Here is a 17,235-nt window from a genome sequence, read left to right as displayed (position 1 = left end):
ATCAAGCCAAACACAGTCACCTTTTAGGGGTGCATGCACCCCTGAACTTCAAGGCGATTATTTACGAGCTGCTTTGAACGCTTCAGCCATAGCACTGCTCATGACGTCATCTTCTTGCTTGTTCAAGCTAGCCATTGCTTCTTTCTCTTCAGCTTCATCCTTAGCACGGATAGAAAGGCTGATAGTGCGGTTCTTACGATCCACACCCATGAACTTAGACTCGACTTTGTCACCTACAGAGTAAACTGTTGATGCATCTTCGATACGTTCACGAGAGATATCTGAAACGCGAAGGTAACCTTCAACAGTCTCAGCTAGTTCAATTGTAACACCTTTTGCGTCAACTGCTGTAACAACACCATGTACAACAACACCTTTCTTCTTATCAGCAAGGTATGCATTGAATGGATCGTCTTCAGTTTGCTTAACGCCTAAGCTGATACGCTCGCGTTCTGGGTCAACAGAAAGTACCACTGCGTGGATTTCGTCGCCTTTCTTAAATTCAGCAACTGCGTCTTCGCCAGTACCATTCCAAGAAATATCAGAAAGGTGAACTAGACCGTCGATGCCGCCGTCAAGACCGATGAAGATACCGAAGTCAGTGATTGACTTGATCTTACCAGAAACCTTGTCGCCTTTATTGAAGCGCTCTGCGAAGTCATCCCATGGGTTAACTTTACATTGCTTAAGACCTAGAGAAATACGACGACGCTCTTCATCGATGTCAAGAACTAGAACTTCAACTTCATCACCTAGGTTAACAACCTTTGATGGGTGGATGTTCTTGTTAGTCCAATCCATTTCAGAAACGTGAACAAGACCTTCAACGCCTTCTTCAATTTCAACGAAACAACCGTAGTCTGTTAGGTTAGTTACGCGACCAGTCAAACGTGTGTTTTCTGGGTAGCGTTTGCTGATTTCTAACCATGGATCTTCGCCAAGTTGCTTAAGACCTAGTGATACACGTGTGCGCTCACGGTCGTACTTAAGAACTTTAACGTTGATTTCGTCACCAACATTAACGATTTCTGATGGATGCTTAACACGCTTCCAAGCCATATCAGTGATATGTAGAAGACCATCAACACCGCCAAGATCAACGAATGCACCGTAGTCAGTAAGGTTCTTAACGATACCTTTAACTGATTGACCTTCTTGAAGGTTCTCAAGAAGAGCATCACGCTCTGCGCTGCTTTCAGATTCGATAACTGCACGACGAGAAACAACAACGTTGTTGCGCTTCTGGTCAAGCTTGATAACTTTGAATTCTAATTCTTTGTTTTCTAGGTGAGCTGTATCGCGAACTGGGCGAACGTCAACTAGAGAACCTGGTAGGAATGCACGGATACCGTTTAATTCAACAGTGAAACCGCCTTTAACCTTACCATTGATGACACCGATTACAGTTTCAGCATCTTCGTACGCTTTTTCTAGAACGATCCAAGCTTCGTGACGCTTAGCTTTTTCGCGAGACAATTGAGTCTCACCAAAGCCATCTTCAACAGAGTCGAGAGCAACGTGCACGGTATCGCCAACAGAAATTTCAAGTTCGCCATTGGCGTTCTTGAATTCTTCAGCTGGGATTGGGCTTTCAGACTTAAGACCTGCGTCAACAAGTACAGTACCGTTTTCGATGCGTACAACTACACCAGTTACGATAGAACCTGGACGGAACTCCAAAGTTTCAAGGGATTGTTCAAATAGATCAGCAAAAGATTCAGTCATGTTTAGGTTACTTTCTTTAATAAACCACAGTCCATCCTAGACGCGGAGTCAGTATAATAATTTGCCTCATCCTTGGGGCAAATAGTTAAATACCTGCTTACGCAGGTACTCGAAAACTTTTATGAATATGCGTTAGCGCCATGTCTAACACATCTTCTATAGAAATATCAGTCGTATCGATAATAAGTGCGTCCTCGGCAGGAACCAAAGGTGCGACGCTACGATTCATATCGCGGTCGTCTCGCTCTTTTATCTCAGACAAAAGTTGATCAATTTTAACATCGAAGCCATTGTCCTGCAACTGATTATAGCGTCTTTGCGCTCTTTCCTCTGCCGTAGCAGTTAAAAAAAGTTTCGCCGGTGTTGTTGGGAATACAACAGTTCCCATATCGCGACCATCTGCAATCAATCCCGGTGTCTCAGCAAATGCGCGTTGGCGACGCAACAATGCTTCTCTAACACGTGGAAATGCAGCCACTTTTGATGCCGCATTCGAGCACTCTTGGCTACGTATCGTAATGGATACATCTTCGCCTTCGAGTACCACTTTGATGCCTCTACTTCCATTACCAGTAATGAACTGCACATCTAAATGTGCTGCAAGTAGCGTTAATGATTCTTCATTATCAAGTTCTACGTTGTGATGAATAGCAGCCAATGCTAATACGCGGTAAATTGCACCACTATCTAATAGCTTGTAGCCTAACCTTTCGGCAAGCAATTGACTAATAGTACCTTTTCCCGCACCGCTAGGGCCGTCAACAGTGACAACAGGAGCCCGTTCTAACATAAAATCCTCCACAAGAAATTCAATCTTCCTTGATATAACCGAAAATGAGCGCGCGTATTATAAACCATCTGACACTAGAAAGCGGCATCTAATTCAAATATCCAAGGATCCCATTAAGCAATGGTTCAGACTACTGAAATGAGTCTGAACCAATTAATCAAAGGTATTAGTGCGGAAGCTACTTAGCGAGGGCCTTAAACTGATTAAAATAATCAGGAAAGGTTTTAGAGGTACACTCTGGTTCGTTAATGGTGATACCACAATCGGCAAATGCCAACATAGAAAAGCACATCGCCATTCTGTGGTCATTATAAGTGTCAATATCAGCAGTCTGTAGCGTTGCTGGTGGGGTCACACTAATATAATCATGCCCTTCATCGACAATAGCGCCAACTTTACGCAGCTCTGTCGCCATTGCAGCAAGACGATCGGTTTCTTTAATGCGCCAGTTATAGATATTACGGATATGGGTCGTTCCCTCAGCAAACAAAGCCGCTGTTGCTATTGTCATCGCGGCATCCGGGATATGGTTCATATCGAGATCAACCGCCTTCAGTTTAGAGCCTCGAGCTATAATGTAGTCATCGCCCCACTCTATATCCGCGCCCATTTGTGCGAGGACATCGGCAAACTTAACGTCGCCTTGAATACTGAGCTTACCCACGCCAGTGACTTTAACTTCGCCACCTTTAATCGCGCCAGCCGCAAGAAAGTAAGATGCTGAAGATGCGTCACCTTCGACTAAAATTTTTCCAGGTGAGATATAACGCTGACCGGTTTTAATTTCAAAAGAGGCATAATCCTTGTTGGTGACTTTGACACCAAACTGTTCCATCAATGCTAAGGTGATATCAATGTAAGGCTTTGATACTAGCTCGCCTTTAATTTGAATATTAACGTCGCCTTTCGCGAGAGGAGCGACCATTAATAGCGCCGTCAGAAACTGACTAGATAAATCCCCCGCTATCTCTACGTTACCGCCCCTTAGCCCAGTGGCATTGATGGTTAACGGTGGAAAGCCTTCATTTTTCAAATAGGCAACATCAGCTCCCAGTTGGCGCAGTGAATCAACAAGGTCACCAATAGGTCGCTCTTCCATTCTTGGCTCGCCCGTAAGGGTAAACTCACCGTTACCCAAGGTTAATGCTGCACATAAAGGCCGCATTGCAGTACCTGCATTGCCAAGAAACAGAGTTTGGGCTTTCTCACTGTTGAGTGTGCCCGCAATACCGTCAAGTTCACAAACAGTATTGTTGTTTGATAAACGATAATTCACACCTAGCTGTTTAAGCGATGCGAGCATATATCGAATATCATCAGAGTCGAGTAAATTTGTTAATGTCGTGGTCCCTTCAGCTAGCGTTGCTAGCAATAAAGCGCGATTAGAAATGCTTTTAGATCCAGGGATATTAATAGTCCCGTTGACTTGTTCGATCGGCTCTAAACGTAATTGATTCATTGATAACTTCTTTATATGACTGCAGGAGTCAAACTCACCTGCGGGTTAACAGTAGATGTTCATGCTAAAAGCTTTTTATGTCACCACGACAAAATGACAGCTGGTTTAGCGATTGTTTGAACTTCGTAGTTACAAATTTACTGATTGCTGCGAAGTATTCAACACTTTTCTGCTAAAAAATGCCCTTTAGCTGCTAAATGTTACTCAAGAGGGTGAAACTGAACATTAATAACGGTAAATAAGCTCGCTTGAGGCTGAACTTAGAACAGTGGAATGTTTTTTTGCCACTTTTAATCCACATTCAATTAATCACAAATGCTATTAACTCCCCCCTAATTTACGTTACCCTAGGTTTAACAAAAAATAATAATTAAATTGGGCCAATTAGGCTAATCAACATGAGGTAGATGGAGCTATGTTTAACAAACTGACCGCTATGCCAGCAGACCCGATTTTGGGTCTACTTACAAAATACCGAGAAGACAACAATGTGCAGAAAGTCGATTTAGGCGTTGGTGTGTACAAAGATGAGACCGGTCACACGCCTATTTTGTCTTGTGTGAAAAAGGCTGAAAAGTACAGATTGGACACCGAGTCAACTAAAGTTTACATCGGCCCTACCGGTTCTGCTGATTTTAATCGCCTAATGTCAGAGCTTGCTTTTGGCACCGAAAACCCTGCCATTATGGCCAATAGAGTTCGCACTGTATCCACCCCCGGTGGCACAGGCGCCTTAAGAGTCGCGGCGGACTTTATCAAACGTTGTAATCCTAACGCTGTACTGTGGGTTAGCGATCCAACCTGGGCAAATCATACTGGCTTATTTGAAGCGGCAGGCATCACGGTTAAGACCTACCCATATTACGATTATGAGGCTAAATCACTCAAGTTCGATGAAATGAAAGCCGCTTTATCTCAAGTGGGGAGTGATGATGTAGTGTTATTGCACGCATGCTGTCATAACCCGAGTGGTATGGATCTGAATCAACAGCAGTGGGATGACATTATTGAGCTGACTGTTGAACAAGGCTTCACTCCGTTAATTGATATGGCTTATCAAGGCTTTGGTGACGGTGTTGATGAAGACGCATATGGCGTTAGACAAATGGCAGCCAGAGTAGACAACATGATTTTATGTAGCTCTTGCTCTAAAAACTTCGGCCTGTACCGTGAACGTATTGGTGCCTGTTCTATCATAGGTAAAAACGCTGCAGCTAGTGATATTGCGTTTTCAGTGTTGCTGTATGTCGTCCGTTGCATCTATTCAATGCCGCCAGCACATGGTGCAGCTATTGTTGAAACCATTTTAGGTTCTGCAGAATTAAAGCAAGAGTGGCTTGATGAATTAACAGTGATGCGCAATAGAATAAATGGCAATCGCACCATGCTGGTTAACAAGCTAAAAGAGATAGGCGTTACTCGTAACTTTGACTTTATTACTCACCAAAAAGGGATGTTCTCTTTCCTTGGTATTACGCCTGCACAAGTGGCACAACTTCAAAGCGAATACAGTGTGTATATGGTAGATTCAAGCCGTATTAGCATCGCCGGAATCGGCACAGGAAATGTGGATTACTTAGCAAAGTCGATTGCAAAAATTCTTTAACAGTCAGCCAGCTAAATAAAAAGCCGCTGTTCAGCGGCTTTTTATTACTCAATTTATAAGCTTAAGCATTCTTTTTTGCAAATTCTCGCATAAAACCAACAAGTGCTATAACGCCCTCTAAAGGCATAGCGTTATACAAGCTTGCTCGCATACCACCGACACTACGGTGGCCTTTTAGGGCGACCAAACCAGCATCTTTGGCGGCTTCAAGGAACACACTATCAAGTTCAGTGTTCACCAATTGAAATGTTACATTCATGCGCGAGCGGTTTTCAATTGCAACACCACTGGTATAAAAATCTAGTTCATCAATACATTGATAAAGCAGCTTTGCTTTTTCAATATTAATTTTTTCTACCGCGGCAACACCTCCGATTGATTGTAGCCAGCTAAAGACCTCTGCAGCCAAATACCAAGCAAATGTTGGCGGGGTGTTATACATAGATCCATGTTTGACGGCCAGTTTATAATCCATGATTGAAGATTGCGGTAAGCTAGGTAGGGCCAGCATATCGTCACGCACAATAACGATACTTAAACCTGACGGACCGATATTTTTCTGGGCGCCAGCATAGATGAGGCTAAACTGGCTAACGTCAATTTTGCGCGATAAGATATTTGAAGACATATCGGCAATCACAGGCCATGGGCTGTTTAATGGTTCAAAAATTTCAATACCATCGACGGTTTCATTAGGGCAATAATGTAAATACCGATAATCTTTATCGATTTGAGATAAATCAGGTAAGACTACAGCATTTTTCCCGGTAGATTTTTCGACGATGTTAATCGTGTCGATGTTCCTGTCGCCGGCGAGTTTTTTTGCCTCATCAACAGCCGCAGAAGACCAACTGCCATCGACTAGATATAAAGCGCGCCCATCTTCACCAAGAAAATTATTAACGACTGCAGAGAACTGACCTCGTCCACCACCATGCATAAAAAGAACATGATAATTTGCTGGGATATCCATTACCGCTCGAAGATCTGTTTCTGCTTGCTCCGTTAATGCAATGAACTCTTTACTGCGATGGCTTATTTCCATCACTGAAGTGCCCATACCGTTCCAATCTAATAATTCTCGTTGTGCTTTTTGCATAACAGCTTGAGGCAACATCGCAGGTCCGGCACAGAAATTATAAATAGCGCTCACAGCATTGTCCTTATATCATTTTCAGCTAACACATTAATAGGATATACAATAATCTACAGTATATCGTAACTAACAGCTGATTAGTGGTTAGAAAAAAATTAGTCATCAAGTAAAAATAGGCCGTTATTTTACGCTAAAACAAAATCAGTAATCACTAGTAAAGTCCTGCTTTTTGAACAACAATAGTAATCTTATATAAGAGCGTGGAGGTGAACATTGTTGCTTATTCATCGTACTGTTTTACACCATTTGCACGATAAATTTAGCTGAGTTCCTTTAATGATGACTTAAGTTTACATGTTGAGTCGACTAATAAAAATTTGAATATTAGCAATATACCCCTAAATATTTTAGTCGTTATCAATTGTTACTCAGCGCTCATGGAAGCGCTCACTTTTAATTGAAATAACACAAATAAATGGTCAACTGGATATTTACATGTTTTTAAAATCAGCCTTTTTCTTCGGCACTATCTCATTATCTTTAAGTGCCTTGCTAAACACTCAACAAGTACAAGCCTCGCAATTTGACACGGTATCAGACAAGTTCAAACAGAGTTTTCATAGTCAATTAAAAAAGAGAAAAGTGCCTGGTGGTGCATTTGTTATTGTCGAAGGCGACAAGATATTAAAGCTCAGCTACTACGGGAAGCGCAGTAAAGGAGGCTCACTAAACGTTAATGCGAATACCGTATTTAGATTAGCATCAGTATCAAAAACCTTTGCTGGCTCTCTCGCGAGTATGTTGGTTCAAGAAAACAAATTGGATTGGAAACAATCGATAAACGCTTACCTCCCCTCCTTTTCATTAGCGGATCCCAATGGTAGTAAGCAAATTAATTTAGGACATATTATTGGCCAAAGCACGGGGTTAATGCCTAATAGCTACGATAACTTAGTTAATGCTGACGTGAACATAGAAAAAATTATTAGTAAGTTCTCTGAATTAACACCTATGTGTAAACCAGGTGTGTGTTACAGCTATCAAAATGTGGCTTTTTCATTCATAGAGGCCGCTATTGAACAAAAAAGCGGACAAACCTATGAGAGTTACATCAATGAACGAATATTTAGACCATTAAACATGAACACAGCCTCTGTGGGTTTTGAAGCTTTCAAACAAGAAAGCAATAGAGCTGAGCCACATGTAAAGACAAAATCAGGTTTTAAAAAAGTAAAAGTTAAAGCTAACTATTACAAACTGGCTCCTGCTGTCGGTGTAAACGCCAGTATTACGGATATGTCCAAATGGCTAATCGCTAACTTAGGAGAAAGACCCTCGGTGTTATCTCCTGCAGTCATTGCAGATGTAACGACACCAGGGGTTAAAACCACAAAAGAACTCCGCCGTCGAGATTGGAAGACTTATCTTGATGATGCACATTATGGTAAAGGTTGGCGAGTTTATGAGTTTGACGGTCGCCCACTCATTTATCATGCGGGTTGGGTTGCAGGTTACGTCGCTGAAATTTCCTATTCACCAGAGCTCAATATTGGCATGGTGATGCTATTGAATGGTGAATCTAGAGTCATCGCAAAATTAAGTGCTACCTTTTGGCACGACGTATTTAAACAGCAAAAGTAATGCAGGCCATAAATCATCTTGATTGTATTAAACAAAATGTATAAACAACAGAACTAAAAAAGGATGCCAATTGGCATCCTTTTTATTGACTTAAACAACCGCGTTATGCGTCGTCTTCAGGTTTCTCATCTGTCGCTGGAGCTTCAGTTGTAGCCTCGGTATCAAGCGCTTCAGTATCAGGCGCTTCAGTGATGATTGGGTTTCCCTCTTCATCAAGCTCAACATCTTCATCTTGTATCTCATCAATACGCTGGAGACCAACAACTTTCTCGTCATCAGCAGTACGGATAATCGTTACACCTTGTGTATTACGACCAATACTTGATACGCCAGTAGCCGGAGTACGCACTAAGGTGCCTTTGTCACTAATCAACATGATTTCATCATTGTCGCCAACTTGCACAGCACCAACTACAGCACCATTACGGTCGCTGACTTTAATTGAAACCACACCTTTAGTGCCACGACTCTTAGCCGGATACTCAGATAACGCAGTTCGTTTACCGTAACCGTTCTCTGTCACAGTTAGAATCGCACCATCTTCTTTAGGTACAATCAATGATACAACAGACTGGCCTGCTTCAAGTTTAATACCGCGAACACCGGTAGCAGTACGCCCCATAGCACGTAACGCGATAATCTCTTCGCCGGTTTCCGGATCAATTTTAACTTCACCCGTTTCTGCATTCCGCGCTTTCTCGTTGAAGCGAACCACTTTACCTTCATTAGAGAACAGCATGATGTCGTCATTACCATCGGTAATATCGACACCAATTAACTGATCGCCATCTTTAAGGTTCACCGCGATAATACCGTTAGCACGTGGATTGCTGTATGCCGTTAACGCTGTTTTCTTAACCGTACCGTGTGACGTCGCCATGATAATGTACTTATCATCTGCGTATTCACGTACAGGCAAGATTGCAGTGATGCGCTCACCTTCTGATAACGGTAGCAGGTTCACAATTGGACGACCACGAGCAGTTCTGCTTGCTAGTGGTAATTGATAAACCTTAAGCCAGTACATCTTACCAAAATCTGAGAAGCACAAAATCGTATCGTGGGTATTGGCAACCAAAAGCTTTTCAACGAAATCTTCGTCCTTCACTTTAGTTGCTGCTTTACCTTTACCACCACGACGCTGCGCTTGATAATCACTTAACACTTGGTATTTTGCATAACCAAGATGAGAAAGCGTAACAACAACATCTTCTTCGTTAATAAGATCTTCAAGACTCATATCAACTTCGTTAGCATTGATAACCGTACGGCGTTTATCACCAAAGTTCTCTAATACTTCATGAAGCTCTTCAGTGATGATCTCCATCAGACGTTGTGGGCTGCTTAGAATAAGAAGTAGCGCTGCAATAACTTCAAGTAGCTCTTCATATTCAGCAATGATCTTGTCATGTTCTAGACCCGTTAGACGGTGCAGACGTAGCTCAAGGATGGCTTGTGCTTGTTGCTCAGTCAGATAATACTTGTCATCACGGATACCATATTCTGGTTCTAACCATTCAGGACGAGCAGCATCATCACCGGCCTTTTCGAGCATGCCTTTAACATGACCGAGCTCCCATCCCTGTGCAATCAGCTTAACTTTGGCTTCAGCAGGAGTAGGTGACGCTTTAATTAGCGCAATAATAGGGTCAATGTTTGCAAGTGCAACGGCGAGAGCTTCCAAAAGATGAGCTCTTTCACGTGCTTTACGAAGTTCAAATACGGTACGACGAGTAACCACTTCACGACGGTGAAGGATAAAGCACTCTAGCATCTCTTTAAGGTTAAATAGTTTTGGCTGACCATTCGTCAACGCAACCATATTGATACCAAAAGAGCACTGCATTTGTGTTTGAGCATATAGGTTGTTAAGTACAACCTCGCCTACTTCACCACGCTTGATCTCAATGACAATACGCATGCCGTCTTTATCAGACTCATCACGTAGGCCACTAATGCCTTCAATCTTTTTATCTTTAACAAGCTCTGCAATCTTTTCGATTAAGCGCGCTTTGTTAACTTGATAAGGAATTTCATGAACAATAATTCGCTCACGTCCATTCTCTTCGGTTTCGACTTCAGCAAGGGCACGCATAATGGCGCGACCACGGCCCGTGTTATAAGCATCAATAATGCCTTTACGACCGTTAATGATTGCTGCAGTAGGGAAATCTGGACCAGGAATGTACTCCATCAACTGTTCAATTGATAAAGCCGGATCTTCAATCAGCGCTAAACAACCTGCAATCACTTCACTCATATTATGAGGTGGAATGTTAGTTGCCATACCGACCGCAATACCTGATGAACCGTTAACAAGTAACGTAGGAATGCGCGTAGGCAATACAGCAGGAATAAACTCAGTACCATCATAGTTAGGTACAAAGTCAACAGTCTCTTTTTCAAGATCCGCTAATAATTGATGCGCAACTTTATCCATGCGGATTTCGGTATAACGCATTGCTGCCGCAGCATCACCATCGACAGAACCAAAGTTACCTTGGCCATCGATAAGTGGATATCTCATTGAGAATGGCTGTGCCAGACGAACAATAGTGTCATATACCGCTGTATCACCATGTGGATGATATTTACCGATAACGTCACCAACGACACGAGCAGACTTTTTATAAGGCTTGTTCCAGTCGTTTTTCAATTCACTCATGGCGAACAATACGCGGCGATGAACAGGCTTTAAGCCATCACGAACATCGGGCAGTGCCCGTCCTACAATTACGCTCATGGCGTAATCTAGGTATGAATTTTTTAATTCGTCTTCAATATTAATTGGTGTTATAGATGAAGCCAGATCAGTCATAAACCGCTCGATCCCTTGAAATTTAGCACGCAATCCTTACAGATAAGAATAGTCATGCTTGAAAACGTGATTTGGCATTCTAACACAGTTATTTGACGGCGCTAGACCCAATACAGCATTCATTTACTATATGAAGTAATAGGCAATACTATTGATTAAAATCAAGGCATAAGTGTATTTTTTGGTCACTTTTAATGATTCCTGAGAAACGACGCGATATCCGCTTTGTTTATTGGCACTAATCATTATAATGAGCACAAAAGACGAATTAATCGATCTGAGGTAATTAATAGTGCAAAACAATCATAATGTCGATCCTGAAGAGATTGCTAAATTTGAAAAAATGGCCGCCACTTGGTGGGATCTAAACGGTGAATTCAAGCCTCTGCACAATTTAAATCCACTTCGCCTCAATTATATAGATCAAACCGCTGGTGGCATTTTTGGCAAGAACGTACTTGATGTTGGTTGCGGTGGCGGTATCTTGTCTGAAAGCATGGCGCGTATCGGCGCAAACGTGACCGGTTTAGATATGGGTGATGAGCCACTCGACGTCGCTCGTTTACATGCTTTAGAAATGGGTGTCTCGGTAAACTATATAAAGAACACCGCAGAAAACCATCGTGATGAGCACAGACAACAATATGATGTCATTACGTGTATGGAGATGCTCGAGCATGTACCCGATCCAAGCTCAGTGATCCAAGCCTGCGCAGATATGGTAAAACCGGGTGGCTTTGTTTTCTTCTCTACTATTAATAGAAATATGAGAGCTTATGTCGAAACAATCCTCGGCGCAGAATATTTGCTGAAAATGTTACCTGTTGCCACTCATGACCACAAAAAGTTCATTAAGCCTTCTGAACTCATTGCACTTGCGGATAACGCCGAGCTTATCTGTAATGATGCCGTAGGGATAACCTACAACCCTATTACGGATGTGTTTAAGTATACTAAAAGCTTAGAAGTCAATTATATGATTACCACAGTAAAGAATGACTGACAGTAACCCTTCTACAAAGCACCGTGCCATTAAAGCGGTGCTTTTTGATCTTGATGGCACACTTGCAGACACCGCTCCGGATATGGTTGATGCGCTAAATATCAGCCTGACCCAATTTGGTTACTCGACAGTCACCTTAAGTCAACAGCGTAATGTAGCATCTCATGGCAGCTTAGCCATGGTTCGCGCTGCCCTTCCTAATGCCAATGATGATATTCAACGACAAGTACAATTGGCGCTGCTAGAGAATTATGAAAAGGTTAATGGTAACAACTGTGACTTATTCCCTGGGCTGTGGCCTTTTCTTAGCTTGTTAAAGCTTAATGATATTCCCTACGGCGTGGTCACCAATAAGCCTGCTCGTTTTACTCGACCACTGCTGATTAAATTAGGCCTAGACAAACAGATGCCTGCCATTGTGAGTGGCGATTCAACACTTTATTCAAAACCTCATACCGCCCCTATGCTACTGGCGGCTCAGCAAATCGGTGTAAGTTGCCAACATATTCTTTATTTGGGCGATGCAGAAAGAGACATGGTTGCTGCTCGAGCAGCCAATATGCAAGCTGGCTTAGCAGCGTGGGGTTATATCGCGCCCAACGATGATATTAATGCCTGGCCAACTGACATTTGCTTTGCTAACTCAGATGAGCTGATGAAATGGTTCACGCTTCAGCTAAATGACTGAGTTATATTATCAGTATATTGATAAGTGAAGATCGCTCAAGGATCCTGCGATCTTCAAATCCATTTTTGGCTGTATAAATATTCATCTTCCGCTAGGAACCCAAATCAAAACAAGCTTTAAGGGTTAGCTGTTACTAACTGTCAAAATTATCCTCAAGATATCCACAACTTGTTCCCAGAATTCGCACTTGCAAATAACCCCGAACCTCACTATCTTGTACCTAAGAAATTTAAAAACACCATATATTGTGTGTAAGTGGCAATCAGAGACACTATTTAGCAGTTTGTGTCAATAAATTGGAAGCCACTGTTTTACGGTTTCGTTTGGATTGTTTACAGGGAAATGTACGGTGCACCTATGCAGGTCACTTTCATCAATATAAGAACCAAGGTTTATCTTTAATGAATAGTAATATGACAGTCACAAAACGCAGTGGCGAACGTGAGACAATCGATCTCGAAAAAATCCATCGTGTTATTGAATGGGCGGCAAAGGGACTGACTAATGTCTCGGTGTCTGAAGTTGAACTACGTTCTCACCTACAGTTTTTCGAAGGGATCCCAACTGAAGCGATCCACGAGACTATCATTAAAGCCGCTGCAGACTTAATTTCCCCCGAGTCACCTGACTATCAGTTTTTATCTGCAAGATTGGCCATTTTCCATCTTCGTAAAAAGGCGTTTGGTCAGTTTGAACCACCAAAACTTTACGAACATGTCGTTCACTTAGTAGAACTGGGCAAGTACGATGCCCACATACTGCAGGACTATAGCCGCGAAGAGATCGATATATTAGGTAGCTACATTGATCATTGGCGTGACATGAACTTCTCTTATGCAGCCGTTAAGCAGTTAGAAGGTAAGTATTTAGTTCAAAACCGTGTCACTCATGAAATTTATGAAAGTGCACAGTTTCTTTATATTTTGGTTGCAGCCTGTTTATTTGCTAAATATCCAAAAGAAACACGTCTTAAGTACGTAAAAGATTTTTACGATGCAACATCGACGTTTAAGATTTCACTACCCACACCGATTATGGCGGGTGTGCGTACACCAACACGCCAATTCAGCTCTTGCGTGCTAATTGAATGTGGTGACAGCTTAGATTCAATTAATGCCACTGCATCTTCAATCGTTAAATACGTCTCTCAGCGAGCTGGGATTGGTGTGAATGCCGGTCGAATTCGCGCGCTAGGTAGCCCTATTCGTGGTGGTGAAGCATTCCACACCGGTTGTTTACCGTTTTATAAGTATTTCCAAACCGCTGTCAAATCGTGCTCACAAGGCGGCGTACGCGGCGGTGCTGCCACCCTCTTCTACCCTATGTGGCATCTAGAAGTTGAATCGTTACTGGTACTTAAGAATAACCGTGGCGTAGATGACAACCGTATTCGTCACCTAGATTACGGCGTGCAAATTAATAAGCTGATGTACCAGCGCCTTATCCAAGGTGGCATGATTAGCTTGTTCAGCCCATCAGATGTGCCTGGCATGTACGATGCGTTCTTTGAAGATCAAGATGAATTTGAACGTCTCTACCTTAAATATGAAGCTGACGAGAGTATCCGTAAGCAACAAATTAAAGCCGTTGAACTGTTTTCATTGATGATGCAAGAGCGTGCCTCTACGGGTCGTATCTATATTCAAAACGTGGATCACTGCAACACGCACAGTCCATTTGATTCAAAAGTAGCGCCAATCCGTCAATCTAACTTATGTTTAGAAATAGCGCTGCCGACTAAGCCATTGAACAACATCAATGATCCTGACGGTGAAATTGCCCTTTGTACGCTTTCAGCGTTGAACTTAGGCGCGATTAAAAAGCTTGAAGAGCTAGAGCCATTGGCAGATCTTGCCGTACGAGCACTGGATAACTTATTAGACTATCAAGATTATCCGATTATCTCTGCTGAAAAAGCATCGATGAATCGTCGTACTTTAGGGATCGGAGTTATCAACTTCGCTAACTATCTCGCGAAAGAAGGTGTGCGCTATTCAGATGGTTCAGCAAATGGTCTTACCCATAAGACATTTGAAGCAATCCAGTACTATCTATTGAAAGCGTCAATGAACTTGGCTAAAGAGCAAGGGGCTTGCCCAGCGTTCCACGAAACCACGTATTCGAAAGGGATCTTACCTATCGATACCTATAAGCGTGACTTGGACAAAATCTGTGACGAGCCATTGCATATGGATTGGGAAACGCTGCGTGAAGAGATTAAAACTCACGGACTGCGTAACTCTACCCTTTCGGCATTAATGCCGTCAGAGACCTCTTCGCAGATCTCTAACGCCACTAACGGCATTGAGCCACCGCGCGGTCTCATCAGCGTTAAAGCCAGTAAAGATGGTCAATTAAAGCAAGTTGTTCCTGACTTTGAAAAATATCAGCATAGTTATGAACTATTGTGGCAGATGCCTAATAACGATGGTTACATACAGTTAGTCGGTTTAATGCAGAAGTTTGTTGATCAATCTATTTCAGCTAACACCAACTACGACCCATCTCGTTTTGAGGGTGGAAGAGTGCCAATGAAGGTACTGCTGAAAGACTTATTGACTGCTTATAAATACGGTGTGAAGACACTTTACTATCACAATACTCGTGATGGTGCTTCAGATAATCATGATGACATTACTTCCGTTGAAGTAGAAGATGACAGCTGCGAAGGCGGCGCATGTAAAATCTAGTCTCGAGCAGTTATTCATGAGTATTAAACGTTAATTAAAGGGGGCAAAGCCCCCATTATCGGAAGATAGAAAAATGGCCTATTCTACATTTTGTCAAACACCTAACAATGCACTGCTTGAACCTATGTTTCTTGGGCAGTCAGTTAACGTTGCGCGTTATGACCAACAGAAATATGAAGTATTTGAAAAACTGATTGAAAAACAGCTTTCATTCTTTTGGCGCCCTGAAGAAGTTGACGTCAGCAAAGATAAAATAGATTACGCTGCACTGCCTGAGCATGAAAAGCATATTTTCATTTCGAACTTAAAATATCAGACTCTACTTGATTCAATTCAAGGACGTTCACCCAACGTCGCATTTTTACCGTTAGTATCTCTGCCTGAGTTAGAGACATGGATTGAGACATGGTCGTTTTCAGAAACGATTCATTCGCGCTCATACACTCATATCATCCGTAATATCGTTAATGATCCATCGGTTGTTTTTGACGATATCGTCGAGAATAAAGAGATCCTTAAGCGAGCAACTGACATTGCAGCTTATTACGACGAGCTCATCATACTTAGCCAAGCATTCCACTTACACGGTGAAGGTAGCCATCAAATTAATGGCGAAACTGTTGAAGTCACTAAGCGAGAAATAAAGAAAGCACTCTACTTATGTATGGTGTCTGTTAACGTGCTTGAAGCCATTCGTTTCTATGTTAGTTTTGCTTGCTCGTTTGCATTTGCAGAGCGCAACGTTATGGAAGGTAATGCAAAAATCATTCGCCTAATTGCCCGCGATGAAGCATTGCACTTGAACAGCACGCAACACATTTTAAAAATCATGCATGCAGGTAAAGATGATCCTGAAATGGCAGAGATAGCTAAAGAGTGCAAACAAACTGCCATCGACATTTTTGTCAAAGCTGCAGAGCAAGAAAAAGAGTGGGCTAAATACCTGTTCAAAGACGGTTCAATGATTGGCTTAAATGAACACATCCTTTGTCAGTACGTCGAGTACATTACTAACGAACGTATGAAGTCAGTTAACTTTGAATCACCGTACGCTGAGATAACTAACCCACTTCCATGGATGAAGAACTGGCTCGAGAGTGACGCGGTTCAGGTGGCACCTCAAGAAGTTGAAGTTTCATCATACTTAGTTGGCCAAATCGATTCTTCTATTGATGAAGATGAGTTTTTAGACTTTGACCTTTAAGCATCTCAGCTTAAAAAAAGCCCCCATCGTTAGCCTACAAGGCCAACCGGTGCTGTTGTTTAATCAACAGCACCTGACCTTGCTTGAAGCATTAGAGCAGAAAAAAGTGAAGACTTTTTCTGAATGCCGAAATGGATTTTGTGGGCAATGCAAAACTAAAGTGATTAGTGGTTCCGTTAGCTATATAACTGAACCGCTAGTGACATTAGAAGCAGACGAATGTCTGCCATGTTGTTGTATTCCAACGACCGATATAAATTTAGAACTTTCAGGGGAAGGTGCGGAAGTCGTTGTTAGAGCACCCAAACGTAAGCAACCTGAAACTCACGAATCTATAGATTAACAGCAACAGTTTAGATTGCAGAGAGTCATGACCGCAGTTTTATGTCATTAATCTCTGCAGTTCATTTATTTCAGTGCATAACGCACTACCCTCCCCAGACATAAGTCCACCATTAAACACTCCGTTAGTATGCACCAGTGAACACTAGAGCTTCATCAATGCTCGACATATC

The 17,235-nt window shown here is 42.3% G+C and carries 12 protein-coding genes; 7 read left to right on the top strand and 5 right to left on the bottom strand.

Annotated features, from left to right (window positions below; genetic code table 11):
• Positions 1-57 precede the first annotated feature (57 nt).
• From rpsA to aroA, 3 genes are all read right to left on the bottom strand, one after another.
• The gene (rpsA, locus tag CXF86_RS08020) at positions 58-1,725 is read right to left on the bottom strand and encodes a 30S ribosomal protein S1 (protein WP_101090230.1); all 1,668 of its coding nucleotides are present in this window, start codon (positions 1,723-1,725) and stop codon (positions 58-60) included.
• Positions 1,726-1,822: 97 nt separating this feature from the next.
• Complete coding sequence (gene cmk / locus CXF86_RS08015) at positions 1,823-2,515, bottom strand: (d)CMP kinase (protein WP_101090231.1); 693 nt, start codon at positions 2,513-2,515, stop codon at positions 1,823-1,825.
• A gap of 178 nt (positions 2,516-2,693) precedes the next feature.
• The gene (gene aroA, locus CXF86_RS08010; RefSeq protein WP_102038742.1) at positions 2,694-3,974 is read right to left on the bottom strand and encodes a 3-phosphoshikimate 1-carboxyvinyltransferase; all 1,281 of its coding nucleotides are present in this window, start codon (positions 3,972-3,974) and stop codon (positions 2,694-2,696) included.
• Positions 3,975-4,389: 415 nt separating this feature from the next.
• On the opposite strand from aroA, the gene CXF86_RS08005 reads away from it, so the two are divergent.
• Entirely contained in the window at positions 4,390-5,580 is a 1,191-nt protein-coding gene (locus CXF86_RS08005) for an amino acid aminotransferase (protein WP_102038741.1), read from the top strand.
• Between the two features lie 61 nt (positions 5,581-5,641).
• Here the strand turns inward: CXF86_RS08005 and serC are convergent, their stop codons facing one another.
• The gene (gene serC / locus CXF86_RS08000) at positions 5,642-6,733 is read right to left on the bottom strand and encodes a 3-phosphoserine/phosphohydroxythreonine transaminase (RefSeq protein ID WP_102038740.1); all 1,092 of its coding nucleotides are present in this window, start codon (positions 6,731-6,733) and stop codon (positions 5,642-5,644) included.
• Between the two features lie 438 nt (positions 6,734-7,171).
• Between serC and CXF86_RS07995 the strand changes: the two genes are divergently transcribed.
• Positions 7,172-8,317, top strand: a complete 1,146-nt coding sequence (locus tag CXF86_RS07995; RefSeq protein ID WP_102038739.1) for a serine hydrolase domain-containing protein — start codon at positions 7,172-7,174, stop codon at positions 8,315-8,317.
• 103 nt (positions 8,318-8,420) lie between these two features.
• Here CXF86_RS07995 and gyrA read toward each other — a convergent pair whose 3' ends face one another.
• Positions 8,421-11,135, bottom strand: a complete 2,715-nt coding sequence (gene gyrA, locus CXF86_RS07990) for a DNA gyrase subunit A (RefSeq protein ID WP_102038738.1) — start codon at positions 11,133-11,135, stop codon at positions 8,421-8,423.
• Positions 11,136-11,427: 292 nt separating this feature from the next.
• Here gyrA and ubiG point away from each other — a divergent pair, with 292 nt between their 5' ends.
• From ubiG to yfaE, 5 genes are all read left to right on the top strand, one after another.
• Positions 11,428-12,138, top strand: a complete 711-nt coding sequence (gene ubiG / locus CXF86_RS07985) for a bifunctional 2-polyprenyl-6-hydroxyphenol methylase/3-demethylubiquinol 3-O-methyltransferase UbiG (protein WP_102038737.1) — start codon at positions 11,428-11,430, stop codon at positions 12,136-12,138.
• Entirely contained in the window at positions 12,131-12,826 is a 696-nt protein-coding gene (locus tag CXF86_RS07980; RefSeq protein ID WP_102038736.1) for an HAD family hydrolase, read from the top strand. Before ubiG ends, CXF86_RS07980 begins: the two co-directional genes overlap by 8 nt.
• Before the next feature lie 401 nt (positions 12,827-13,227).
• On the top strand, positions 13,228-15,516 hold the full coding sequence (gene nrdA, locus CXF86_RS07975) for a class 1a ribonucleoside-diphosphate reductase subunit alpha (protein ID WP_101090239.1): 2,289 nt from the start codon (positions 13,228-13,230) through the stop codon (positions 15,514-15,516).
• Between the two features lie 73 nt (positions 15,517-15,589).
• Positions 15,590-16,720 carry a class Ia ribonucleoside-diphosphate reductase subunit beta gene (gene nrdB / locus CXF86_RS07970; protein WP_101090240.1) on the top strand — a complete coding sequence of 377 codons (1,131 nt, stop codon included), beginning with the start codon at positions 15,590-15,592 and terminating at the stop codon, positions 16,718-16,720.
• Positions 16,710-17,063 (top strand): class I ribonucleotide reductase maintenance protein YfaE, encoded by a 354-nt coding sequence (gene yfaE, locus CXF86_RS07965; RefSeq protein WP_101090241.1) that lies wholly within the window; start codon positions 16,710-16,712, stop codon positions 17,061-17,063. Before nrdB ends, yfaE begins: the two co-directional genes overlap by 11 nt.
• Positions 17,064-17,235: the final 172 nt, after the last annotated feature.

Origin of the sequence: Shewanella sp. GutCb, assembly GCF_002836135.1 — a bacterium.
GTDB lineage: Bacteria > Pseudomonadota > Gammaproteobacteria > Enterobacterales > Shewanellaceae > Shewanella.
This window is presented reverse-complemented; position numbering and strand designations above follow the sequence as displayed.